The organism is Nocardia vinacea, assembly GCF_035920345.1.
Lineage (GTDB): Bacteria > Actinomycetota > Actinomycetes > Mycobacteriales > Mycobacteriaceae > Nocardia > Nocardia vinacea_A.
On record NZ_CP109149.1, the window covers coordinates 2,628,300 to 2,652,256 of the forward strand.

The following is a 23,957-nucleotide window of genomic DNA, read 5'->3' on the forward strand; positions in this document are numbered from 1 at the left end:
ATTCCGTAGCCGCTCCGGTGGGAAAGAGTGCCACCACCGGCTGACTGTTGCCGCGCATGTTCGCCTGCGTCCGGGTAGGGGTCGTGACGCAGGGCCTGTTGTCCGTATGACGTGGACATGATGCGTGGTTCCCAATCCGAGGTACGTCATGAACTGCCGGCACTGATTTGTAAGATCAGAATGCGCCGTTCTGCCGCTTAATGTACGAATTCAACTCAATTGATATGCGGGGCGGGGGTCTGATCGTTCCCTAGGTCTCATTTACGCAAATATTCCAGACTAAGAGTTCGGCAATCAGAGTGTGGGGTTGCTCGTTCGGTCGCAATTCTTCCCCGGCGCGTCGGGAACCCCGGCTATTGCGGATCCGGGGCAGGCAGCGGCCAGCGATCCACGGTGTGCAGTGTCGAACCGGCTTGGCGCGCATAGTGTTCGGCGTGCAGGGCATCGGGGTGCAGGCGGCGGGCGGCGGCCAGCCAGCCGCCGGCCTGCCGGAGAACTTCGGTACGGGTGCGCGCCGGGTCGTTACCCAGCAGCAGACCACCGTGTTCCGGGGCGAGGACCACCGCCGATCCGAGGTGCTGCAGGCAACGACCGGTACCGAGATCGTCTCCGAGCTCGCGGTAGGCGGTGAGAGCGCGTTGCCAATGCCGAAGGGCCCGGCGGGGTTCACCGCGGGTCCACCAGAGGACCCCGAGTGTTTCGCGCGTCTGGGCACGGCCATCGGGGTCGCGGCCGTCGCGGGTCAAGGATTCAGCCAATTCCAGGCGGTCCTGGGCAGCGTCCAACCGACCCTGATGTAAGTGGACGACGGCCAGGTTGATCAGCGCGCACACCACTGCGGCCAGATCCGCACGCGGCAGCACCCACCAGGCGGCTTCCAGTTGTTCTGCCGACTCGGACAGTACGGTCGGACTCGGCGGCGCGGCCTCGAGTCGATGCAGCGCGGCGTAGTGCGACCAGCGCGCGGACAGACTGGTGGACAGGGCGCGTGGACGGTACTTCCGCGGCCGTCGGCGTAGGCGGCCCGCGCGCAGTGCAGCCAGCTCGCCACGCAGCGGGAAGTCGTCGGGATCGGTGAGTTCGCACAGCGCCTGCGCGACGCCGTAGGCATTCTCGGGCAGGCCCTTCCGGGCGTACCAGACGTCGAGGGCGTCCGCGATTCTGGCGAGTTCGTGGACCGCCGCCGTCGGTAGCCGCGTTGCCGGAATCGGGAAGAGCGTGCGCAGATATTCTTCTTCCGCTTCGAACCAGCGTCGCGCCCCCTTGGCGAAACGAACCGTTTCCAAGGCGATCGCCCAGCGGCTGGCCCGGTCCGCGTAGTGATGCAGCAGTGCGGACAACGCCGCCCGCCAGTGGGGTCCACGGACGACCTCCGCGGTGAGCGGCAGCCGCGGAGCCTTGCGCAGGCAATATCGGTCGGCGCCGAGATAATCGATGACTCCGCGTACCTCGAGGTCGGCCAGCAACAGCGTCGCGGTGCGCCCGTCGGGTGCGGAATCCGGGGGCAACCGGGTCGGCGCCTCGAGGGTGGCAGACAGCACCGCGAGCAGAGCGGCTGTCTCGAATTCCTGAACCGGTAGGTCCCGCAATGCGGCGAGGATGGGATCGTGATCGAGTTCGGAAAGCTGTTGCGGCGGATCAGGACAGTTTCTGGCGTCGACGAAGCGTACCGGCTCGCCGGGTTCGACGAGTTCGGCGATCAGGGCGAGTTCCCTTTCGGTGCGCACTCTTTCGCGAAAGCTGTCTATGCGTCGGTAAGCCACATACGCGCCGGCGCCCAGCACTGCGACGATGGCGAGCCCGCGCAGCACCCCGCCGATCACCTTGACGACATCGCTGTCGCCGAGTGAGTTGACCACGATATTGCGACCGAGTTCGAGTACCAGCGCCCATGCGACGACACCCGCTGTGCCGAGCACGCCCTCCCAGATCGACGAGCGCGGCGTGATCTGCTGCGGCGCCTCGTATCCGCGTGGCGCCGTCACGACAGCGTCCCGCCGGTCAGTCCCGGTACCAGCCAGCGGCGCCACGTGGCAAGCAACAGCAGCACGGGCAGCACGGCCGACAGCAGCGACCCGGCCGCCAATTCCGCGGCGTTCTCGTTGAATTGCCGTGCCTCGCCCCACAGCAGCAACGACCAGGGGCTGGCACCCGCGCCGTTCATCATCAGCCCGATGAAGAAGTCGTTCCACACCTGGATGAATTCCAGTACCGCGACCGCCACTACGGCCGGGCCCGCCGATGCCAGCAGCCGCCGCGTGACGGTGCCCGGACTGGCCAGCCCGTGCAGCGCCGCATCGGCCGGAGTGTCCGGCGGGGCCAGCATCGCACCGCGCAGGATCAGGATCGCGATCGGCAATCCCGCGGCGGCGTGCACGAAGATCAACGGAATCCTGGTGCCGGACAAGTTGAACGTGTCGATGAACGCATCGAGGGAACCTAGGTAGCTCTGCGCGGGCAGCACCGACAGGACCACCAGGGACACCACCGCGATCCGCGAGACCACACCCTCCTGACGCCCCGCGGCCAATCGATGCGCCACCGGAAGTGCGGCCGCCACCACGACGATCGTCGCCAACCCGGCCACCAGCAATGTCGTCTGCCATGCCGCACGGAAGGATTCATCGCGCCACATACCGGTGAGCGCGGAAAGCCCGAATCCCTTGGGGCCGTTCAGACAAACGGCGATCAGCACCAGGATCGGCACCAACGCGAACAGCGACACCGCGGCGATCCCGATCGCGCGCACCGGACCGATGCGGCGACTGGCATCCACCGGCGGCGAAACCGCCGCATGGGTCCGGCCGCCGCGCTGTCCGCGCACGCCGGTCCGCGGCAGCCAGGCCACGAAGCCGACCAGCACCGCCAACGGCAGCGCGTACGCCGCGGCGACACCCGCGCCGAGATCGCCGTCGGTGGCCAGTCGCCACCACTGCACGGTCGCACTGTCGAGCTGATACTGCATTGAACCGGGTACCCCGATCAGCACCACATCGAAGACCCGGGCCGCGGCGACCGCGACGACCAATCCGAGAATGAGCAGGATCGGACGCACCAACTCCAGCAGGCGCAGCAGCGGGAAACGCTTTCCCTGCCTGTGCAGATAGCCCGACCGCACCGGATCCGCCTCGATGGCACGGATATCGGCGCGCAACAAGCCGGTCAGGAAACCCAGCCAGGTCCACAGAAACGCCGAACCGAGCATCAGCGCGAACCAGATCCGGTACCCGCCAACGCTTTCGATGCCGAACCGAGCGGCGAGATGTTGGAAGATTATCCGGAAGGCGACACCCGAGACGAATGCAGAGATACCGAACGGCACGATCAGCGGCGCCCACAACCTGCGCGAATCGCGTGACAGCCAGGCGATGCCGACGGCGACGAGCAGCAGGACCAGACCGAAGACGACCCACAGCATGGTCAGCAGGTACGCCCATCGTCCGTCGTCGGCCAGGGCGTCGGCGAGCAACCAGAGCCCCAGCGCGGTGAGCACGGCGCAAGCCGCCAGCACCGACAGCCGTGCCCGGCTCGACGATCCACGCCTGCGGATCAGGGTGAAGGCGACGGCACCACAGGCAACAAGCGTGCAGGAGAACACGATTCGCGGACGCGCGGGCACCGCGATCGCCACCGTCCACACCGCGGGCGCCACCAGCAACGCCGCAATCAACCCGACCGCCAGCAGACCGGCCCAACCGAGCCAGCGATGCGGCCGCCCGCCCGGTATCAGTGGGCCGCGCATCCGGCGAGTCGCGAGCTCGATGCGCATTCCGTTGGCACGGAAGTCGGCCACACCCGTCATCGGCGACTCCGCTCGAATCCGTCCAATGCGGCGATCGCGCGATCGATCGCGGCATCCGGCGGCTCGGCGGCACCGTCGCCGATCGCGACGAGAAAGTCGGTCAGTATGCGCCACAACCCATTACGGCCACCCACCGCTCCTAGCTGATCGGACAGGTCGAACGCGCTCCAGGGGCTCTGCGACCGCGCGATCGGTTCCAGCAGTGCCGAATAGCGCACGGTGGTCCGCGTATTCGGGGCGATGAAGCCGCCGTCGCCCTGAATCCAGGGCAGCGGCGCCTCCGGTGCAGCCAGCGCCGCCACCACCTCATCAGCGCGCGAGCCGGCATATTTGGTCACCACCATGACATCGCCGCCCACAATCCGTGGCCGTTCACCACCGAGGCCGGTGACCGGGAACGGTGCGATACCAACCACCTCCTCCAGCCTTCGGCCCGAGGCTCGAAGGCACTCGCGGACAACGGGTTCGGCGAAATCGGGCGCGATCACCATGGCGGCGCGGCGGTGCTCGAACACCTCTCGAATTGCGTCCGGGAACTGACGGGTCAACGCCACCGCGACTCCGCCCGCGATGGCATGCCGTCGGCCCCACAGCCGGGCGAGATTTCCGAACGTCGCGCGCACGGCAGGCCGGTCCCAGACGCGCTCCTGCGTGGTGGTCGTCAAATCGTCGTAGGTGCGTGGAGATTCGGCGCGCAGCACATTCTCGAAGACATCGGTCAGTACCCAGCCGTCCGCCGCGGCGAGGGCGAGCAACCGGATCGGCGTGTCCGCTAGCACCTCGATCCGGTCGACCCAATCCGCGATCGTCCAATCGGCGGGGTCGCCGAGGTGATACTTGTCGACGGTCTGCCGGTCGTACCAGACCAGCGACTTGTCGGCGGCCTTGAACGGCACCCCGTACGGCTTTCCGTTGTAGTACAACAGCTGTCGCCACAACTCGGGATACCGCGCCCCTTGGTCGTCGGTCCACAGCGCATCGGGGACCGGCCGAAGCTTACCGTCGTCGACGAGTGCGCGAACCTGACCGGCCTGCGGCAGCAGCACGATATCCGGCGCCGACTTCCCGCCCGCGCTGAACGCGGTACCGACCTCGTCGCCCATCGGAATCACATCCACCGATCGCGCGAACGGCATCGGCGCCAACACCTTCCGGAAGGCAGCCAGCTCCGCCCCACTCCACGACACCCCGATCCGGATCGACCCCGAATCGCCCCACAACAGCTGCGGCGCACACGCGGCCAGCGGCAACACCCAACCCGCTTGCAGCAAAGCTCTTCTCGTCCCCATGCTCCCCCAACCGAGCGGTTATGGTGTCGCCGAGGATTATTCCATCACCCTCCTAGTCGGGAAGAAGCTTTCCCAAGGGACCCAGGTCGATGTTGAGATCTTCTGGGGTGAGGCCGAAATGGTCGCGCAGTTCGTCCATGCGTTGTTCGAGCAGCATCAGGGTGGTGCCGATGCGTTCGATCTGGGTCTCCGTCAGCTCGCCATCGTCCACGCGCCGCAGTGCCTGCCGTTCCATCAGTTGCCGCAGCAGCTCCACCAGTGTGAGCACAAGCGTGACCAGACCGCGCTCGACGGATTCGGGGTCGGTATCGATACGCGGTGGAATGCCACCGATTTCAGTCATCTCGGGGGCGGTTCCAGTTCAGGGTGTGACGCCGTGGACTCGACCGCAGACACAGACAGCGTACTGATGGATGAGATCAGGGCTCGCAGCGAGATTGCGACCAGGTCGACGTCCGCGATGGCCAGCCTGACGTCGCCGGAGATGACTACGCCGCCGGCCAGCACTCGGTCCAACAAATCGACGAGTGCGACCCGGCGCTCGCCGTCGACGCTCTGGTCGGCGGGTTTCATATCGGCTCCTGATCCACGCCGGCGAACGAATACGGCGGCCACGGACCGGTGATTTCGAGCCGGATGCCGGGCAATTCCTTGCCGAGTTCGTTCACGGTCGCGGCGAAGTCAGCGGCGTGGTCGTCATCGACCAGATAGGTGCCGTTGAGCACCATCCAGTCGCGGCGGCCGCTCAGCGCCGGATCCGTCGCCGCTTGACGACGTCCCGCGGCGGCCTGGCGAACCAAGCGCGCATGTACCGCCTCGGCCCGTTCTGCCGCGTCGCGTTCCACGGTTTCCTGTGCGGACAGTTCCGCGCGGCGACGGGCCAGATAGGCCGTGCCCGTACCCTTTCCGCTCCCCGTGCTCGCGGCCCTGGCATCGGCCACTGCGGCGGTGAGGGTGGCACGGTCGGTATAGGCTTTCACGCCCCACTCGGTGCGGCCGGTCACCAGCGTCAGCGCTGCGATGAAGTCCGCACGCCTCGTATCGAGCAGCTCGCGCACCCGCTCGTCGTCGAGAAAGACCGTGGCCAGGCGTAGCGGGACGGTCGGGCCGCGGCGCACCAGCGCTGACACCACGGCGTCGTGCGCCCGTGCCGTCGCCGCCAGCCAGTCCAGATCCTCCAAGTTCCGCCGTAGTGGCTGCTCCCCGAATACCTCGAGCGGCACCGATCCGACGAACGCCGCCAGCGCATCCGAGACCACCGCGCGTACCGGCTCGCCCGCGACGCCGGTGACCGAGCCCGATCCCGCCGCGGCGTCCGTGGCCCGGGTGACCGCGTACAACCAGACGCCGACCTGTTCAGTCACGGTCCTTCGATTCCTCGGGTTCGCGGCGGCGTTCGATGGATTGGTGGCGCTTGCCTGCGGCCTCGAGTTCGGCGATTCGGTCGCGCAGTTCCCGGTTCTCGAGTTCGAGGTCGTGATCCTGCCGCTCGAGCGTGTGGGCCTTGCTGTTGAGCCAGGGGTCGGTCTCCCACCAGTCGATGCCGACCGCCTTGGCCGTCTCCAAGGACGCGATGACCAGTCGCAGCTTGATCGTGAGCAGTTCGATGTCGAGCAGATTCACCTGGATGTCCCCCGCGATCACCAAGCCCTTGTCGAGCACCCGTTCGAGGATGTCGGCGAGATTCGTCGATTGATGTCCGCCGCCGTACGGCTGCGGTGCCGAGGACTCGCCTCCGACCACCGTCATGGTCGAGCTCTTCCACCGATATCGGTGCTACCGCGGTAGTAGCGCCTGGTTCTGCGGTAGGCCAGCAGATTTCCGTCCAAATCGAGCTCGAGCTCGTAGAGCGCCAGCATGTCCCCCGATGAGGGGATGCGGCGATCCTCGAGCACCTCCATCTCTACCAGCCATCCGTCCTCGATCGGCTCCATGGAGGTGACGCCCTCCACGTGCTTCGAGGTCAGTTCCACCAGGATCTCGATTGCCGCGGCCGAGGCCTGTGCCGCGGTGATGGGAGGCGGTTCGTCCGGCACCGCGTCGACATCCTCGGGGTTTTCCGGAGTGGTCATGCGTGCCACGCGAGTCACTCCTTCCGTTTAGTCGCCGTCGTGTCGTCCGAGGACGGGAGTGTGCGATCGAGGACGGCTTGCTGCGCTTGCTTCCGCTCTTCTTCGGACAGGCGACCGGCCGCGGCGGCCTCATCGATCTCCTCGAGTTCGCGCCGCACTGCCGCGGGACTTTGTAGCTGCTGCTCTACCTGGTCCTGGATCAGTTCGCCCAGCCAGATCACGCCGCGCACCGGTGCGAGGGGCAACGACAAGATCGCTGAGACCAGACCCATGGTTCAGCTCTCGGGTGCCTGCTTGGTCACGAAGTCGTAGGCTGCCATCGGTCCGAGCAGGGTCAGTTCGACCCGGTCGTCCCAGTCCCTGGCGAGCCGGCGCAACACATCCTCCAGATCGCCTTGCCGACTCGTGTCGACCAGAACCGCGACGTGCACGGCGTCCTCCTCGTGGGTGGGCTGGCGTTGGTTGACGAGCGGGTCGAACTCCTCGAGTTCGGAAATCACCCTGCGGGTGTCCTCGGCGCGTTTGGCTTCGATCGCCTGGTTGATCATTTCGCCCAGTGCGATCCGGGCATCGCGGGTGGCGTCTTCGGGTTTGTCGTGGATCTCCTCGCGCAGCCGGGCGACTTCGGCGTTCTCGTCGACGAGTTCACGCAGGACGGCATTCTCGACGTAGCGCCCCTTGATCACGAACTGCGCACGCCCCTCCAGTTCCTCCAGCGCGGCACGGAATTCGTCCTCGTGTTCCCCGAGCAGCTCGTTCCCCACCGCCTCCGCATCGGTCATCACCGCGCCGAAGCGCAGCGGCAGCACCGGAACCACGGCCGCCGACTCGTCCAGCAGCTTGGCGTGTGCGGCGAGATCATCGGGATCGCCGAGCCGGCGATCGGTGGCGACGTCACTGACCAGCGCGGCGATCTCGCCGTGTCGCACCACTGCGACATCGCCGGGGGGATCGCCGACACCACTGGCATGCGGCTGCGGCTCCACATCGGCAGGGACGATTCCGTAGACGTACAGGGCGTGGCCGGTAGCCATTATTCCTCCCTGCGCCGCGAAGACCGGGGTGCTGTTTGGCGCTTGTCCTCGACGTCGTCGAGGAAGCTCTTGACCTTCTCGCCCGCCGCCTCGAGCGCACCCTTGGTCTTGTGCTTGCTCGCACCCTCGGTGACGTCGCCGACGATATCGGTCAAGCCCTTGGGTTCACTGGTGGAAATTTCGAGCCGATTGACGGCCTCGGCAAAGCGTAGATACGTGTCGACGCTGGCCACGACGACGCGGGCGTCGACGGTCACCAGTTCGATGCCGACCAACGACACGCGCGCGAACGCGTCGATAACCAGTCCTTTGTCGAGAATCGTGTCTACAACGTCGGCCAGGCTGGAGGAATTCGGGCGCGCCATTGTGCCGGTTCCGCCACCGCCTGCGGGTTCGATGGTCATGTTCGTGCTCTCCTCTCGCTCGACCGGCGGGCCGCTGTGGTGCGGCGCTGCGAGCCCGATCGACGGCGGGGCCGCGCGGGTGCGGTCTGCTCGTCCTCGTCTTGCTCGTCCTCGTCGTACTCGTCGGACTCGCCTTTCGGTTCCTCTTCGTCGGACTCGTCTTTCGGTTCCTCTTCGTCTCGATCTTCTTCGTCCGCAGTTTCGGCCTCGGCGTTCTCCTGTTCCTCGCGCCGTGCGGTCTCGTCGTCCTTGACGACTTTGCTGTCGTGGATCTCGCCGTGCCAGCCCACGATGTCGTCGGGGTGCAGCACAGCCTCGGTCATGACGTGCCGCTCGAATTGCTTGAGCTCCAAGCGGCATCGGCGACCGGCCGCGCGCCACAGGTTGGCTGTCTTCTCGAAGACGCCGTTGGGCTGGTACTCGAGCACCACGAGGATGCGGGTGAGATCCGGTGTGATCTCGTGAAAACTCACCGCGCCGTCGATGTAGCCCTTGGCGCCTGAAGAACGCCAGACGATTCGCTCGAAAGGCACCTGCTCGAGGATCGTGGATTTCCAAGTCCGCCTTGACCAGAACACCTTGCCGGTCCAGGTGAGTTTCTCGTCGGCGACCTGCTCGACCTGCTCGACCTTCTTGGTGAACTTCGGAAATTCGGCGAACTGGGTCCACTGGTCATAGGCGAGGTCGATCGGAACGCCGAGATCGAGCTGCTCGACGATATTGGTCGGTTTGCGCTTCTTGCCGCCCCCCTTGCCCTTACCGCCGGTCATGGACTCCTTGACCGTTTCGAAGTTGTCGCGGACGGAGTGCTTCAGCCTGTCCATGCCCGCACTCATCGCCGCTTGCAACGGCGTGGCGCCTTGGCTGAGTTTTTCCACTCCGGTTATCGCCGAAAGTAGATTTCCCCCACCGTCTTCAGCGTATTGATTCAGCCGGTCCGCGGTCTTCGATACCGTGCCCGAGAGCCCGGAGGCTGCGCGTGCAGCCAGGGTTGCGGTGAGATTCTGCACCGATTGCTGCAGGGGGCTGGCCGGAATGGCTTGTTGGGTCTTCTTCTGGATGGTCGACCCCGCCCCGGTCGCGGCTTTGGTGGCCCGGCCCGCGGAGGCGGCGGCCTTCTTGCCGACTCCGGCCGTCGTATCACGCAATGTCTTGGCCGCCATCGGCCTCATCTCCTCGTGCGTCGCACGGGCGCTTCGTCGGCGTCATCGGTATCGACGCGACTACGGCGTCGGCGGGTCGAGGGTGCCTTACGCTCGGCGGAGCCGGGCGCACGATCCGAGGTCCGGGAGCCCGTCCTACGCACCGCCGTACGCGTCCGGCGCGGCCGCGGCCGCGCGCTGGTCCGCTCGTCGTCCTCGTCGTCCTCGTCCTCGTCGTCCTCGTCCTCGTCCTCGTCTTCGTCGTCCTCGGCCGGTTCTTCTTCGGCGGGTTCGTCCTCGGGCAGTTCGTCCTCGGGCAGTTCGTCTTCGTCGGAATCCGGCTCCCGCGAATCGCCCCGGTCCTCCTGCGGATCGGGCATCGCACGCTGCTGCAACCGGGCGTTGAGCGCGTCGATGCGGTGGCTGGCGGCGGTGACCGCGGCGGACCGCACAGCGCCTATCAATTCACCCTTGACGGTATCAGTGATCTGAGTCAGCTCCGGCGACGATCTGAGCAACGATGTCCCCCGCTCGAGCAGATCCGCAGGCGTTCCCTCCGACCGCCTTGCCATCGCCGCACCCGCCAGCGCCAACGCCAACCGCATCTTGCGCGTGCGCCCCAGCACGTACCCGATGCCCACCCCTATGGCAATTCTTACTCCACCTTTCACGGCTCACTCCTTGCTCACCTCGACACCCAAACGCATCAGCGAAGCCCGGGCGTCCGAGATACGACGCCCCAGAGTGGGGTAGATCGGGACGCAGAATATTTGGCAAACTTCAGCGTATTCCTGGTTACCGGATAGGTCCATGGGTGCGGCCCGCGAAAAGCGGTCGGACTGCGAGGTTCACGGAACAGCCGTGAACAGTTCATAGCTGTGGCCGTCGGGGTCGCGAACATATACCCCTCGCCCTCCAGCGAGGTGGTTGATCTCCCGATCCCAGCCGTTCTCGGGGCCGGAACCGTAATCGACAGCAGGCCATTTCGACAATCGGTGCAGCACCGCGTCGAAGGTCGCGTCATCGACGAGGAATGCATAGTGCCCTGCTTCGACACTGCCACGGTGGTCGAAGTCGAAGGTCAGCTCGTGGTTGACGGTCACCGGCACGAACGGCCCGTTCGGAGGCGACACCGAAAGCCCCATCAACTCCGCGAAGAACGTCGCCGCCGCCTGCTTGTCGGTCGTGGGCACGATTGTGTGATTGAGAACGATGGTCATGCGACCTCCTGTGCTGGAACCGAGTACGGCTCATTTGTATGTGATACGCACACAAATATACGTGCGGATCGCATACAATGTCGAGATGAATGTCAGTGCTGCCCGAAACAGTGAGACCGCCGATGGCGGACCGGCGTTGTTCCGGTTGGTTCGCTTCTGGTCACGCCGCTGGATCAACCAGGCCCTGACAGATACCGCGGCGGCCCCGGACCACGACCTGCGCCAGGTCCAGCACATCCAGGTCGTCGAAGCCGTCACGGCCGGGCTGCGGATTTCCGACGAAGCCACCGTCTCGACCGTTGCCGATCAACTCGGCCTGGATCACTCCGGCGCCAGCCGCATGGTCCGCGATGCCGTCGCGGCCGGTTACCTCACCCGCGTCGACTCCGCCCATGACCGGCGACGAGTGGTCCTGAAACTCACCGGCAACGGTCGAGACCTGCTCGCCGGATCCCGCGACTGGCAACGCCGATGCTTCGATCAACTAACCGCGTCCTGGCACGAACGCGACCGCCGCCAGTTCGCCGCCTACCTGCAACGCCTCGCCGACGAAACCACCACCCACCCTTGAGCCGGTCAACGAAATCTATTGGGACGGTGTCGCATATCGACGCCGCAACGGCACTGAGTAGCGTCGACGGGTATGGCTACACCCCAGCATCCGGTCGCCACGGTGGGTACACGAAAGTTGGCCGCGGCCTGCCGGGCGGAAATTCCAGTGCTGACCCGGCGGTTGCTGTCGGCGATTTTCACCGATAACCCGGAGTGGACGGATTACACCTCGGTGCCGCGCAAGGAGCTGCGGGAAGGCTGTCGGCAATATCTGACCCGGATTTTGGATCTGCTGGGCGGGGCGGCGACCGATCCCGAACACGATGATGTGGCCGCGGCGATCGGCAGGCATCGCGCTGCGCAAGCGGTGCCGTTGGAGGCGATGTTGCGCACGTTCCGCCTCGGCGGCGGGATCGTGTGGGAGGCGTTGCTGGACAAGGCCGAGGCGATCGACGCACGCGAGATCCGCGAGGCGGGTACCGCGATGTGGACGGTGATCGATGGGTTGTCCTCGGCGCTGGTCACGTCGTATCGCAATGCCGAACTCGAACAGGTACGCCACGACGAACGCCGCAGGCATGCGCTGATCGAGGATCTGCTCGCCGGGCGCGCGCATGATGCGACCTTCGCCGCGCGGGTGGCGCGCGAGCTGAACTTGCCCGCCCACGGGGGCTATCTGGTGGTCGCGGTCCGTGGCGGTGAGGGACGGCCGCTACGCGCGGGCGCCGAAACCGCGTTGGGCGCGTTGGGGATTCGGTCGGTATGGCATGACCGGGTGGATGCCACGATCGGGCTGGTTTCGCTGGCCCGTCATGACAGCGCTGCCGTGCTGGCTCATCTTCGCCCCCAAATACGTGGACTGGCCGGGGTCTCCCCCGCTGTCGCGGGACTCGCGGATGTCGATACCGCGCACGCGCTCGCTATCATCGCGATGCAGACAATGCCCCGGGACGCAACGGGATTGGTCGCCTTGGACGAGCGTTATCCGGAAGCGCTGCTGGTCCGCTCGCCCGACCTGACCGAACTGCTGGTCACCCGAACCCTCGGCCCGGTGTTGGCGCTCCCGGTCAAAGAACGCGACTCGCTGCTGCGCACCCTTGCAGTATGGCTGGCGGAGAACTGCTCGGCGGCCAATGCCGCGCCGCGTCTGCATTGCCACCGCAATACCGTGATCAACCGGCTGCAACGCATCTCGACCCTGCTCGGTCGTCCGCTCGACGGACAACGCTCCTATCTGGAGCTTTCGCTCGCGCTCGCGGCGCTCCGACTCGGCGAACCGGAGTACCGATAGGCACCCGTGGAATTGTGCTCAGCGCCCATTTTCGAGACCGATTTCCTGGGCTTCGGAGTGATTGTCTGTGCGCTGGGTGGTGACAAGACTCGTCGATGATGACTCGCGCCATACCCGTGCCGAGTCGAAATCGTTCGAGACGAGGAGCACCACGAGTGCCGGACTTCGATCTTTTGGTGGTCGGCGGCGGCCCCGGCGGCTATGTGGCCGCCATCCGCGCGGCTCAGCACGGCTTGGCGGTCGCCTTGGTGGAAAAGGAGCGGCCGGGCGGGGTCTGCCTGAATTGGGGCTGCATTCCGACCAAGGCCATGCTGCGGTCCGCGGAGGTTTTCCAGACCGTCAGCGCCGCAGCAGATTTCGGTGTCTACGCCGAGAACGTGCGCTTCGACTTCGCCGCTGTGCGCCAGCGCAAGGACGGCATCGTCAAGGAACTCACCGACGGTGTCGCGGGCTTGCTCGCGGCCAACGGCGTGACCGTCATCGAGGGCCATGCCCGCTTCATCGATCCCACCACCGTCGAGGTGCACGAGGTAGGCCACTCCCCCGTCGGTCCGCAGGGCCCGCGCTACGCCGCCGCCCCGACCACGCTGATCCGGCAGGTCAGTGCGCGCGATGTGATCATCGCGACCGGCTCGGTGCCCGCTCGGCTGCCGATTCCGGGCGCTGATCTGCCCGGCGTGATCACCTCCGACGGCGCGTTCGGGTTGACCGAGGTGCCGAAGCGGCTGGTGATCATCGGCGGCAGCGCGGTCGGCGCCGAATGGGCCAGCCTGTTCGCCACCTTCGGCGCCGAGGTCACGATCGTCGAAATGCAGGACCGGCTCGTTCCCGCGGAGGACACCGATATCGGGTCCGCGCTGGGCCGCTCCTTCGGCAAGCGCGGCATTTCGGTGCTCACCGGGTCAACGGTGAAGTCCATTGCACAAGAGTCGAATCAGGCACTGCGAGTGACTGTCGACGGCCCGCGGGCGCGCGAGCTCGATGCCGACGTGGTACTGGTCGGTGTCGGGCGGCGTCCCAACACCGCCGACCTCGGCTTGGACATTGCCGCCATCGCCACCGACGACCGGGGATTCATTACCGTCGACGAGCAGTTGCGTACCGGTACCGCGCACGTGTACGCCATCGGCGACGTCACCGGTCGGGCGCTGCTCGCCCACGTCGCCTCCCATCAAGGCCTCACCGCCGCCGACGTGATCGCCGGACATCAGGCGCATATCGATTACACGGTGATCCCCGCGGCCACGTTCACCCATCCGGAGATCGCCAGCGTCGGACTCACCGAGGCCGCCGCCCGCGCCGCCGGGCACGAGGTGATCACCGCGCGCTTCCCGTTCGCGGCCCTGGGGCGAGCCAAAACCTTCGGCGAGACCGAGGGATTCGTGAAAATTGTCGCCGGGCAACAGCATCAGGAAGTCCTCGGCGTGCACATCATCGGCCCCTCGGCCAGCGACCTGATCACCGAAGGCGCACTGGCGATTTCGCTCGAGGCGACGCTCGACGAGCTGGCAGGCACCATCCACGCCCACCCGACCCTCGGCGAGATCGGCATGGAGGCGGCGCTGGCCGGCCTGGGACTGCCCGTACACATCGCGCCACGCAAACGCTGAGGAGCCACCGTGACCACGACCACCGCACCCCGTAAAACCACGTCGAAAGCCGCGGCCCGTAAGGCATTCGCCGGTACAGATCCCGACACCCTGCGTGGCTACTTCCGCGACATGCTGTTCGTGCGCCGCTTCGAAGAGCGCACCGCGCAGGGCTACACCCAGGCCAAGATCGGCGGCTACTGCCATCTCAACCTCGGCGAGGAAGCCACCGTCGTCGGACTCGCCGCAGCGATGCGCCCGACCGACTACCTGTTCACCAACTACCGCGAACATGGCTACGCGATCGCCAAAGGCATCGAACCCGGCCGGGTGATGGCCGAACTCTACGGCCGAACCACCGGCACCTCGAAGGGGTGGGGCGGCTCGATGCATATGTTCGACACCGCGACCCGACTGCTCGGCGGCTACGGCATCGTGGGTGGCCAATTGCCGTTGGCCGTCGGCGCCGCACTGGCCATCGACTACCGCGGCGGCGACGATGTCGTAGTCTGCCAAATGGGTGACGGCACAACCAATATCGGGGCATTCCACGAATCGCTGAATATCGCGGCACTGTGGCATCTGCCCGTAGTGTTCGTCGTGATCAACAACCACACCGGCATGGGCACCACCGTCGAACAGTCCTCCGCCGAACCCGACCTCTACAAGCGCGCCAGCGCATACCGGATGCGCGGCGAACGAGTCGATGGGACGGACGTACTCGCGGTGCGGGATATCGCCACCGAGCTGGTGGAAGCCGCCCGCCGGGAGGGAAAACCAGCCCTGCTCGAGGCCGTCAGCCACCGACTCAAGGGGCATTCGGTGGTCGACCCCGCGAAATACCGTAGCGCCGAAGCGGTTTCGACCGCACGCGAATCCGATCCGGTCGCGCGGCTACAGCGCGAGCTGATCGCCGCCGGTGTCCTCGACGAGGACACCGTTGCCGCCATCGAAGCCGAGGTGCGCGAAGAAGTCGACGCCGCCGTGGCCTTCGCCGACGCCAGCCCACACCCCGAGCCAACCAGCCTGTTCGACTACACCTATGCCACCCCGGTGGCCGGTGAATCCCGAAGGCTGCCAGCCGATCCGCTGTTCTGAAAACACTTCCCGCAACCGCTGAGGACACCACCGTGCCTGTCATGACCTATCGCGAAGCGCTGCGCGAAACCCTGCGCGAGGAGATGCGTCGCGATGACGACGTCCTGCTCATCGGGGAAGAGATCGGCGTCTTCGAAGGCTCCTACAAGATCACCGCCGGACTGCTCGCCGAATTCGGCGAGAAACGGGTGCGCGATACCCCGATCGCCGAAGAGGGATTCGTCGGCGCGGCCATCGGCGCCGCGATGCTCGGCCTGCGCCCCGTCGTGGAACTCATGACGATCAACTTCTCGCTGCTGGCGCTGGACCAGATCGTCAACCACGCCGCCAAGATCTACGGCATGTTCGGCGGACAGACCAGCGTGCCGATGGTCATCCGCACTCCTGGTGGCGGCGGCCAGCAATTGGGCGCCACCCACTCGCAGAACATCGAGCTGTATTACGCGTTCGTGCCCGGACTGAAGGTCGTCGCCCCCAGCACTCCGGCCGACGCGCGGGCACTGCTGCGCGCCGCGATCGAGGACGACGACCCGGTGCTGTTCCTGGAGAACCTCGCCCTCTACAACACCAAAGGCGAAGTGCCCGAGGATCTTCCACCAATTCCGATCGGCAAGGCAGCGATCACGCGTCCGGGCACCGACATCACCCTCATCGGCTACTCGCGCATGGCGACGATCGCCACCCAGGTTGCCGAACGCCTGGCCACCGAAGGGATCTCGGCCGAGGTCATCGACCTGCGCAGCCTGCGCCCCTTGGACCGCGACACCATTGTCAGCTCGGTACGCAGGACCGGCTGCGCGGTGGTCGCCGAAGACGACTGGCTCACCTACGGCATCGGCGCGGAAATCGCCGCCTCCATCTCCGACGGCGCCTTCGACTACCTCGACGCACCGGTTCGGCGAGTCGCCGCCGCGGAAGTGCCGCTGCCCTACGCCAAAACTCTCGAACAGATCGCGCTGCCGTCCGCCGAATCCCTTTACACCGCCGCCGCGGAAACACTCGCGGCCGTCGGCCGACGCCGCTGAGAGGACTTCACATGCCCGACATCATCATGCCCCGCCTGTCCGACACCATGGAGGAAGGCGTCGTCGTCGCCTGGCTCAAACAGGTCGGCGACAAGATCAGCCGCGGCGATATCCTCGCCGAAATCGAAACCGACAAAGCCCTCATGGAACTCGAGGCCTACGAGGACGGCATCCTCGAACAGATTCTGTTCGAACCGGGCTCGCGCGTCCCGATCGGCAATACAATCGCGCTGATCGGCGACGGAACCGGGTCCGCGGCGGGCGGCTCTGCCGGATCGAACGCCGCTGCAGCCGAAAGCGGTGCGGCATCGAGTGATACGGCGAAGGACCAGGCGGCCGATCCGCCGGGAAGTGTTGGTACACAGAATAATCCGATCGACACATCGGGAACTTTTTCCGCGGCTATGGAGACCGGAACTCACAAGAAATCCTCACCGCTGGCCCGCAAGATCGCCCGCGAACTCCACGTCGACCTCGCCACCGTAACCGGCACCGGCCCCGGCGGACGGGTCACTCGCAACGATGTCGAATCCGCTTACCGCGCTATCGAATCCACTCCCACTGCGCCGCCGGTAGCATCCGTGACCCCCGCAGGCGACTACGACGAGATCCCGCTCAGCACCATCCAGCAGGTCTCGGCCAAACGCCTCACCGAAAGCAAACAGCAGGCCCCGCACATCTACTTGACCAGCGCAATCGACGTCACCGACCTGCTGGCCTTCCGTGCCGAGATCAACCGCACCCTCGAACAAGCAGGCAAAACCAAGGTCAGCGTCAACGACCTACTCGTCAAAGCGGTCGCCACCGCACTGCGCACCGACCCCGCCGTCAACGTCTCCATCGCCGACGACAAACTCCTGCGGCACCGCGGAATTCACCTCGGCATCGCCGTCGCCACCCCCGCTGGACTCCTCGTCCCGGTCGTCCGCGACGCCGACCGCAAGAGCGTCTCGGAAATCGCCACCGAAACCCGCGACAAAGCCGAACGCGCCCGCGACCGCAAACTGCGCGCCGACGAAATGAGCGGCGGCACCTTCACCATCTCCAACCTCGGCATGTTCGGCATCGAACAATTCACCGCCGTCATCAACCCGCCAGAATCCGCCATCCTCGCCGTCGGCGCGGCCAAAGACGAACTACGCCTCGACAACTCCCAGGTCGTCACCCGCAGCATCCTGCGCGTCACTCTCTCCGCCGACCACCGCGCAATCGACGGCGCAACCGCCGCACGGTTCCTCCAACAGTTGACCGAACTCCTGGAACACCCCTTGCGCATCATCACCTGACCGGTCCTTCTCGCTGAGCGGAAGGACCAGGCCACCTCACCGCCCCAGCCGGATACCGTTTCCGCGTCCACTCCAACGCGACGAAGGAACACCGGTGAACTCACCGCTCGTATCACTGGCTCTGCCACTGGCTTTGGCCGTGATCATGTTCGGGCTGGGACTTTCGCTCAGCGTCGACGATTTCACCCGGATCGCGCGCCAACCCAGGACGGTCGCTATCGCGCTGGCGTGTCAGTTGCTCGTGCTGCCGGCAATCGCGTTCGGTCTGGTCCTGCTCTTCGATCTACCGCCGACCCTTGCCGTCGGCATGCTGCTGCTCGCGTCGTCGCCGGGCGGTACCACGGCCAACCTGCTCAGTCACCTGTTCGGCGGCGATGTCGCACTCAACGTATCCCTCACGGCCGTCAATTCGATCATCGCGGTCGTCACCGCACCCCTGATCACGAACTTCGCGATCGACTACTTCGAACCCGAAGCCGGTGCGAGCGGACTGGGCTTGCAGTTCGGCAAGGTGATCCAGGTGTTCGCGATGATCCTGATCCCGGTCATCGTCGGTATGCTGGTGCGGCGGCTATCCCCCGACTTCGCCGACCGGATGAACCGCCCGGTGCGCATCGGCTCGGCGCTGACCCTGGTACTAGTCATAGCCGCAAGCGTGATCAGCGGCGCCGCTGACCTGCCGGGATATCTCCTCGACGTCGGCGCGGTCACCTTTGTCTTCTGCCTGCTCAGCTTGACTGTGGGCTACTTCGTCCCCCGATGGCTCGGCGTCGACATCCGCCAGGCGATAGCCTGCTCGATGGAGATCGGTATCCACAACAGTGCCATCGCCATCACCATCGCCATCAGCGTTCTCGACAGCACCGAAATAAGTGTGCCCGCAGGGGTTTACGGCGGAATCATGCTCCCGGTCGCGGGCGCTGTCGGTTGGCTCATCACCCGGCGACACACCGCGGTGCGGACCGAAGAGGGTGACGGTCTCAGTCGCCGAATTCGGCATTGAGGCGGTGCAGGAGTTCGGCGAGTGTTGCCAGGTCGGATTCGGGCCAGCTCGACAGTCGTTCGTGCAGCACTCGGCGGCGGGCGACGCGGGTCGCGTCCAACCGCTGTTTGCCGAGCGTGGTCAGTGCGAGCAGCTGTGCGCGACCGTCGTCCGGATCGGGTTGCCGGTCGATTAGTCCGAGTTCCTCGAGTGCCGAAAGTTGGCGTCCGGTAGTGGCTTTCCCGATACGGAAGTAGCTGGCCAGGTCGCTGGGACGGCTGGGGCCGATGGCGTCGAGCCGCATCAGGAAGGCGTAGGCGGCGGGTTCGAGACCGGGATGGACACGTTCCGCGGACTCGAACGAGGTTCTGCGGCTGCGCCGCAGCGCCACAATGAGCTGCTCCTCGATCTCGTCGATCGTATCGTTCACCGTCTTACCCACCTCCACAGCGCCGCGTGAAGCATACGGGTTACTCAAGAGTGGCCGACTTTACCCTCGGTCCGCGGTCCAGCCGCTTCGACTACAGGGTCCGGGGCATTTGTGGTGCGCAGCGGGACCTCTCGGATGAACAGGACGGCGACCAGCGCGAGTACGGCCAGCGGCGCGGCGCAGAGGAAGGCATCGGCGACGCCGTGTCCATAGGCGTCTTCCACTACCGAGCGGACCGGGGCCGACAGTGCTGACAAGCTCGGCAGGCTGCTACCCGAATGAACGCCACTGCCGGGGATTCCCAGCCGGGCCAAACCCGTTTCGGTGTAGTGGGTGATGCTGTTCGCCATGACCGCACCAAGTGCGGCAACGCCGATCGCGCCGCCGAGAGATCGCATGAACGCGACAGTCGCGCTGGCCGCGCCGATCTCGTGGATGCGCACTTGATTCTGTACGGCGAGTACCAAGTTCTGCATAGTCATGCCGACTCCGGCGCCGACGCAGAACATGTAGACGGCCAGCAATCCGTAAGGGGTGTCGGCGCGGGCGGTGCCCAACGAGGTGACACCGACCACCATGAGCACACTGCCGATGACCAGGACGATCTTCCAGCGGCCGGTCCGGGAGATCAGCCGCCCCGACACGATCGACACGATGGCCAGGCCGAAGATCATCGGCAGGGTGAGCAGGCCGGCCGCCGTCGGTGACGCATCCCGGGCGAGTTGAAAGTACTGGCTGAGGAAAGTGGTGCCCGCGTACATGGCCACACCCGCGACCAAGGAGCCCACGACGGCCAGCACGATGGTGCGATTGCCGAACAGGTACAGCGGGATGATCGGCTCGCTCGTCTTCGACTCCGTCAGCAGCAACAGCGCGACCAAAACCACTGTGCCGCCGATCATCACGCCGGTCTGCCAGGACAGCCAGGCGTACTTGTCGCCGGCGAACGAGATCCAGATCAGCAGCAGCGAGGTAGCGGCGGCCACCAGCAGCGCTCCGAGCCAGTCCACCGATGTCTGCCGCTTGACCATCGGCAGGTGCATCGTCTTCTGGAGTACGACCAATGCGACCGCCGCAACGGGGATGCCGATGAAGAAGCACCACCGCCAGCCCAGCCAGGAAGTATCCACGATGGCACCGCCCACCAGCGGTCCCACGACGGTGCCGACGGCGAAGAGACCGCTCATGTAGCCGCCGTAGCGACCGCGTTCGCGGGGCGAGATCATGACCGCCATGATGGTCTGGGTCAGCGCCGTCATACCGCCTGCACCGACACCTTGGATCGTCCGCGCCGCGATCAGCTGTCCCACGTTGGCGGCCAGGCCCGCGATGATCGAGCCCACGACGAAGATGACCAGGCTTATCTGCACGAGAAGTTTCTTGTCGACCAGATCCGACAGTTTTCCCCAGATCGGCGTGGTCACCGTCATCGCGAGCAGGGTCGCGGTGATCACCCAGCTGTAGGCGGTCTGGCCCGCATGCAGATCGGAGATGATCGTGGGCAGCGCGTTCGCCACGATGGTCGAGGACAGGATCGCGACGAACATGCCGGTCAGCAGTCCGGTCAGCGTTTCCATGATCTGACGGTGTGTCATCGGAGCGCCGGGCTCGGCGTGCTTGTTCAGGTCCGGCGCGGCCTTCTCCTGGTCGGCGTCCTGCAAATTCTGCGACAAGGCAGGCCTCACTCTCTCGTGGCGCTAGTGCACGCGGCACCGGATTGCCCGCTGAGTGGACGTCATCGCGGACCCCGTCGATAGTTGCTCGGGGCTACCATATCAGATTAGTTGCCCAAGGCAACTAGTCGAGGACGGGACGGGCTACGACAAAAGACGTCCGGCCGCGTCGACGACGGGCGTTTCAGCCGCTGTACCTCGGGAGAAATTGTCCGCACCGTGCAGCCACGGTTTGGTTGTGCTGAAGAAGATCGAGGTGTTGAGGACCACCAGCAGCAGACACAGCGGCGGAATCGCACCCATGATGGCTTTGGCGGCCAGCGAAAGCTCGCCGGGATCCGTTGCGTTGAACGCGTTTCCGAGGACGCCGGCGGCCACACCGCTCAGCAGGAGAACCCCGAAGTACAGTCGGATGATTCCAGTCCGATACGGCAACGTTCCGACCATCACGTAGCAGTACGCGATCTGAAAGACCGTGAGGCCCACCACGATCGGCCACAGCCACGCGATGGTCGATGGCGTTCCGGCCAACCGTGCCAGATGATGCGCGAACGCGAATGATGCGACCGCCGCCACTGCAATCAGAACCGAGGCGGACACGACAGCGACTCTGTTGACCGAGAGCCGCTCAGTCCATGGGTTCATCCGTTTCCTCCGAGTTGAGATAGCTTGATAATGACTGGAATTCGTCGCCGACATCGAACATGCAGCCGGGCAATAACTAGCGATGACGGCAGTGACCGGCGGGGCTCTACCGCCCCGGTCGGCGTGATGAATCGAGCGATATCGGCTGGGGCAGTGGGCAATCCAGGTTCACGAACGGCTGACGCAGATCGCACCGAGCGTCGCGCCTTTCTAGTTCGCTATGGGCGTTGGTGCCGTCGAGCCAGTCGCGTGCCCGGTCGGGCGCGGCCTGCTCGCGGCGGACGTGCCTGCTTACCTGCGCTCGGCCAATAGCTGCGCGGGTTGGATTTTCAATGCGTCCACCGCCGCGCGGGTCTGGCGTAGTTCGGCGCGCGGTTCGGCGATTTCGGCAACACGAGCGACGATCGCACTGGTCACGACGGGCCCCTTCGGGTCTTGTCTCTCCTCGGTGCAGCTTTGGCTCGCCCAGTATGCCCTCGACATCACACCGACACGCGGAATACCGACATTCGCCGGCCACCGCACCGGATCGCGATCGATACCGTAGGTTGCGGGCTCGCGACTCCGATAGCCTGGCCCGCAACCTATTCGGATGTTCGATCAGGACTTCTTGCCGATTTTTCACGCCGAAGATCAACTGCCGCAGCTGATTTCGTGGACCGGCGAAGTCGCCTCGCCCGTGATGCTGCCCAATATCACCCCGACCGTCCCCGGTTTTCGGTGTTCGACGCAGGCCTGGGCACCGCACCACGCAATGGTGGTCGCCGCGCGGGAGTTGTCCGAAAGCGACAGGTACCGGTCGAGGACAGAGGCCGCGGTCGCCGACCGGGCAGGCGATGCTCGCCGCACCCGACGTGCGCCGCAAGATCGAGATGTTCATCCACGGTCCGGCGCGGCGGCAAGCGTGGTTGAGACCGGCCGAATACGCGACGAGATCGATCTCGATGAGGGCGACGTCGACTGTTTCAGGGGTGGTGGGCCGGGAACGCCCAATTTATGGAGGAAGTACTGGAACGTGAAAGCAAATGGGAGGTCGACGAGGTCTTTTCTCTTCCGGCATTGGACAACCTCGTCTCCGACAGTCGTATCGAAACGACGTCGGTCGAATTGACCAGCACCTATTTCGATACCCCAGAGCGAGATCTGCTCGCTCACAATCTCACCCTGCGCCGCCGGGAAGGTGCCGACGAATCCGGCTGGCAGTTGAAAGTTCCCCATCCGAACGGTCGCACCGAATTGCATGCCCCGCTCTCGGAGGAACTGCCGCCCGAGTTCGTCGAGGTAGTCACCGGCGCGGCGCTGGGTAAACCACTGCACGCGGTCACCACGATTCACACGCTGCGGAATCGCCACCGTGTACTCGGGCCGGACGGCGAATTGATAGTCGAAGTCGACGACGACATCGTCGATACGACACCGGCTGACGGAAGTTCCGTCGCCTGGCACGAGATCGAGGTCGAACTCGGCCCGCGAATCGACGCTGTACCCGAGGCGCTGGTGGACAGTCTCGCTGAGGCGGGCGCACGCAGATCGGAATTTCCCTCCAAGCTCTCTCACGTGCTGCCCCCGCAGCCCAAGCCGGTCACGGACACTGCGGCGGAGCGCGCCATCTACGAGTACATGACCGCGCAGATCGACATGATCTTCGCCGGTGATGTCGCTCTGCGCCGCGGCCAGGAACCGATCCACGACACCCGCGTCGCGACGCGGCGTCTGCGCAGCACCCTGCGCGTGTTCGGAAAGCTGTTGGACCGCTCCGCCATCGGTGCTGTCGAGGACGAATTGAAGTGGTATGCAGGGTTACTCGGCGATGTGCGCGACTGCCACGTCCAACATCGCCGTCTGGCCGACCAGGTGCATAAACTGCCGTCCGAACTCGTCCTCGGCCCGGTCGCCGCGCGCATCGACGCGACGATTCTGGCCCGACAGGTGCCCAGCCGCAATGCAATCACCGAGGCCATGGACTCGACTCGCTACCTGGAATTGCTCGCGACCCTGCATGCCTGGCAATCGCACCCGCCGTTCGACAGGCGACTTCGCAGACGTGAACTCGTGCAGCGGGCTCGCAAAGCCGCCCGCAAAGCCGATCACCGGCTCACGACCGCCCTGCACGACCAACGACAGGCGTCATTGCACCGCGCCCGCAAGGCCGCCAAACGAGCCCGCTACGCCGCCGAACTACTCGAGCCCGCGGGAAAACACTCGCGAGCGAAGCCGAACATCAAGTACTACAAGAAGATTCAACGCGTGCTCGGCGACTACAACGACGGAATCGTATCTGCACGATTCCTGTGGCGCACCGCGACGACCGCAGGCACAGCAGCCGGCGAGAACGGCTTCACCTTCGGCCTGCTGTACGCAAACGAAATGCACGCCGCCGACGATGCCCGGCGTAAGACCTCCAAAATCGCCACGAGGTAGCA

The 23,957-nt window shown here is 65.6% G+C and carries 26 protein-coding genes; 8 read left to right on the top strand and 18 right to left on the bottom strand.

From position 1 onward, the window contains the following. Nucleotides 1–353 precede the first annotated feature (353 nt). From OIE68_RS12405 to OIE68_RS12470, 14 genes are all read right to left on the bottom strand, one after another. Entirely contained in the window at nt 354–1,985 is a 1,632-nt protein-coding gene (locus OIE68_RS12405) for a tetratricopeptide repeat protein (protein ID WP_327099527.1), read from the bottom strand. Then, a complete protein-coding gene (locus OIE68_RS12410; RefSeq protein WP_327099528.1) occupies nt 1,982–3,802 on the bottom strand; it encodes a hypothetical protein in 1,821 nt (606 codons plus the stop codon). The genes OIE68_RS12405 and OIE68_RS12410 overlap by 4 nt, the downstream gene beginning before the upstream one ends. Beyond that, a complete protein-coding gene (locus OIE68_RS12415) occupies nt 3,799–5,091 on the bottom strand; it encodes an ABC transporter substrate-binding protein (RefSeq protein ID WP_327099529.1) in 1,293 nt (430 codons plus the stop codon). Before OIE68_RS12415 ends, OIE68_RS12410 begins: the two co-directional genes overlap by 4 nt. 52 nt (nt 5,092–5,143) lie before the next feature. Beyond that, a complete protein-coding gene (locus tag OIE68_RS12420; protein ID WP_040695647.1) occupies nt 5,144–5,434 on the bottom strand; it encodes a gas vesicle protein K in 291 nt (96 codons plus the stop codon). Beyond that, a complete protein-coding gene (locus tag OIE68_RS12425; RefSeq protein ID WP_327099530.1) occupies nt 5,431–5,664 on the bottom strand; it encodes a gas vesicle protein in 234 nt (77 codons plus the stop codon). Before OIE68_RS12425 ends, OIE68_RS12420 begins: the two co-directional genes overlap by 4 nt. Beyond that, on the bottom strand, nt 5,661–6,455 hold the full coding sequence (locus OIE68_RS12430; RefSeq protein WP_327099531.1) for a GvpL/GvpF family gas vesicle protein: 795 nt from the start codon (nt 6,453–6,455) through the stop codon (nt 5,661–5,663). The genes OIE68_RS12425 and OIE68_RS12430 overlap by 4 nt, the downstream gene beginning before the upstream one ends. After that, nucleotides 6,448–6,840, bottom strand: coding sequence for a gas vesicle protein (locus tag OIE68_RS12435; protein WP_327099532.1), 393 nt, complete (start codon nt 6,838–6,840; stop codon nt 6,448–6,450). The genes OIE68_RS12430 and OIE68_RS12435 overlap by 8 nt, the downstream gene beginning before the upstream one ends. Next, nucleotides 6,837–7,163, bottom strand: coding sequence for a gas vesicle protein GvpO (gene gvpO / locus OIE68_RS12440; protein WP_327101650.1), 327 nt, complete (start codon nt 7,161–7,163; stop codon nt 6,837–6,839). Before gvpO ends, OIE68_RS12435 begins: the two co-directional genes overlap by 4 nt. Nucleotides 7,164–7,177: 14 nt before the next feature. Next, nucleotides 7,178–7,435: a gas vesicle protein GvpG gene (locus OIE68_RS12445; RefSeq protein ID WP_327099533.1), complete on the bottom strand. Its 258-nt coding sequence runs from the start codon at nt 7,433–7,435 to the stop codon at nt 7,178–7,180. 3 nt (nt 7,436–7,438) lie between these two features. Then, nucleotides 7,439–8,197 carry a GvpL/GvpF family gas vesicle protein gene (locus tag OIE68_RS12450; RefSeq protein WP_327099534.1) on the bottom strand — a complete coding sequence of 253 codons (759 nt, stop codon included), beginning with the start codon at nt 8,195–8,197 and terminating at the stop codon, nt 7,439–7,441. Continuing rightward, entirely contained in the window at nt 8,197–8,601 is a 405-nt protein-coding gene (gvpJ, locus tag OIE68_RS12455) for a gas vesicle protein GvpJ (protein WP_327099535.1), read from the bottom strand. The genes OIE68_RS12450 and gvpJ overlap by 1 nt, the downstream gene beginning before the upstream one ends. Further along, nucleotides 8,598–9,764 (bottom strand): SRPBCC family protein, encoded by a 1,167-nt coding sequence (locus OIE68_RS12460; protein WP_327099536.1) that lies wholly within the window; start codon nt 9,762–9,764, stop codon nt 8,598–8,600. Before OIE68_RS12460 ends, gvpJ begins: the two co-directional genes overlap by 4 nt. A gap of 5 nt (nt 9,765–9,769) precedes the next feature. After that, nucleotides 9,770–10,414, bottom strand: coding sequence for a hypothetical protein (locus tag OIE68_RS12465; protein WP_327099537.1), 645 nt, complete (start codon nt 10,412–10,414; stop codon nt 9,770–9,772). 177 nt (nt 10,415–10,591) lie between these two features. Next, nucleotides 10,592–10,963 (bottom strand): VOC family protein, encoded by a 372-nt coding sequence (locus OIE68_RS12470; RefSeq protein WP_327099538.1) that lies wholly within the window; start codon nt 10,961–10,963, stop codon nt 10,592–10,594. Between the two features lie 85 nt (nt 10,964–11,048). On the opposite strand from OIE68_RS12470, the gene OIE68_RS12475 reads away from it, so the two are divergent. The 7 genes from OIE68_RS12475 to OIE68_RS12505 all read left to right on the top strand — a co-directional run bounded on the left by OIE68_RS12475 (nt 11,049) and on the right by OIE68_RS12505 (nt 18,807). After that, nucleotides 11,049–11,534, top strand: a complete 486-nt coding sequence (locus OIE68_RS12475; RefSeq protein WP_327099539.1) for a MarR family winged helix-turn-helix transcriptional regulator — start codon at nt 11,049–11,051, stop codon at nt 11,532–11,534. 72 nt (nt 11,535–11,606) lie between these two features. Continuing rightward, the gene (locus OIE68_RS12480; protein WP_327099540.1) at nt 11,607–12,806 is read left to right on the top strand and encodes a helix-turn-helix domain-containing protein; all 1,200 of its coding nucleotides are present in this window, start codon (nt 11,607–11,609) and stop codon (nt 12,804–12,806) included. Nucleotides 12,807–12,961: 155 nt separating this feature from the next. Further along, nucleotides 12,962–14,416 (top strand): dihydrolipoyl dehydrogenase, encoded by a 1,455-nt coding sequence (gene lpdA, locus OIE68_RS12485; protein WP_327099541.1) that lies wholly within the window; start codon nt 12,962–12,964, stop codon nt 14,414–14,416. Between the two features lie 9 nt (nt 14,417–14,425). After that, nucleotides 14,426–15,493 (top strand): pyruvate dehydrogenase (acetyl-transferring) E1 component subunit alpha, encoded by a 1,068-nt coding sequence (gene pdhA, locus OIE68_RS12490; protein ID WP_327099542.1) that lies wholly within the window; start codon nt 14,426–14,428, stop codon nt 15,491–15,493. 41 nt (nt 15,494–15,534) lie between these two features. Next, nucleotides 15,535–16,518, top strand: coding sequence for an alpha-ketoacid dehydrogenase subunit beta (locus OIE68_RS12495; RefSeq protein ID WP_327099543.1), 984 nt, complete (start codon nt 15,535–15,537; stop codon nt 16,516–16,518). Nucleotides 16,519–16,529: 11 nt separating this feature from the next. Beyond that, nucleotides 16,530–17,804 carry a dihydrolipoamide acetyltransferase family protein gene (locus tag OIE68_RS12500; RefSeq protein ID WP_327099544.1) on the top strand — a complete coding sequence of 425 codons (1,275 nt, stop codon included), beginning with the start codon at nt 16,530–16,532 and terminating at the stop codon, nt 17,802–17,804. A gap of 94 nt (nt 17,805–17,898) precedes the next feature. Next, nucleotides 17,899–18,807, top strand: a complete 909-nt coding sequence (locus OIE68_RS12505) for a bile acid:sodium symporter family protein (RefSeq protein ID WP_327099545.1) — start codon at nt 17,899–17,901, stop codon at nt 18,805–18,807. Here the strand turns inward: OIE68_RS12505 and OIE68_RS12510 are convergent. The 4 genes from OIE68_RS12510 to OIE68_RS12525 form a co-directional block, all read right to left on the bottom strand. Next, nucleotides 18,785–19,216, bottom strand: a complete 432-nt coding sequence (locus OIE68_RS12510; protein WP_327099546.1) for a MarR family winged helix-turn-helix transcriptional regulator — start codon at nt 19,214–19,216, stop codon at nt 18,785–18,787. The two genes, OIE68_RS12505 and OIE68_RS12510, sit on opposite strands and share 23 nt — an antisense overlap. A gap of 44 nt (nt 19,217–19,260) precedes the next feature. Beyond that, on the bottom strand, nt 19,261–20,889 hold the full coding sequence (locus tag OIE68_RS12515) for an MDR family MFS transporter (RefSeq protein ID WP_327099547.1): 1,629 nt from the start codon (nt 20,887–20,889) through the stop codon (nt 19,261–19,263). A gap of 144 nt (nt 20,890–21,033) precedes the next feature. Further along, nucleotides 21,034–21,489, bottom strand: coding sequence for a hypothetical protein (locus OIE68_RS12520; RefSeq protein WP_327099548.1), 456 nt, complete (start codon nt 21,487–21,489; stop codon nt 21,034–21,036). 336 nt (nt 21,490–21,825) lie between these two features. Continuing rightward, a complete protein-coding gene (locus OIE68_RS12525) occupies nt 21,826–21,951 on the bottom strand; it encodes a hypothetical protein (protein ID WP_327099549.1) in 126 nt (41 codons plus the stop codon). 579 nt (nt 21,952–22,530) lie between these two features. On the opposite strand from OIE68_RS12525, the gene OIE68_RS12530 reads away from it, so the two are divergent. Then, the gene (locus OIE68_RS12530) at nt 22,531–23,955 is read left to right on the top strand and encodes a CYTH and CHAD domain-containing protein (protein ID WP_327099550.1); all 1,425 of its coding nucleotides are present in this window, start codon (nt 22,531–22,533) and stop codon (nt 23,953–23,955) included. Nucleotides 23,956–23,957 lie beyond the last annotated feature (2 nt).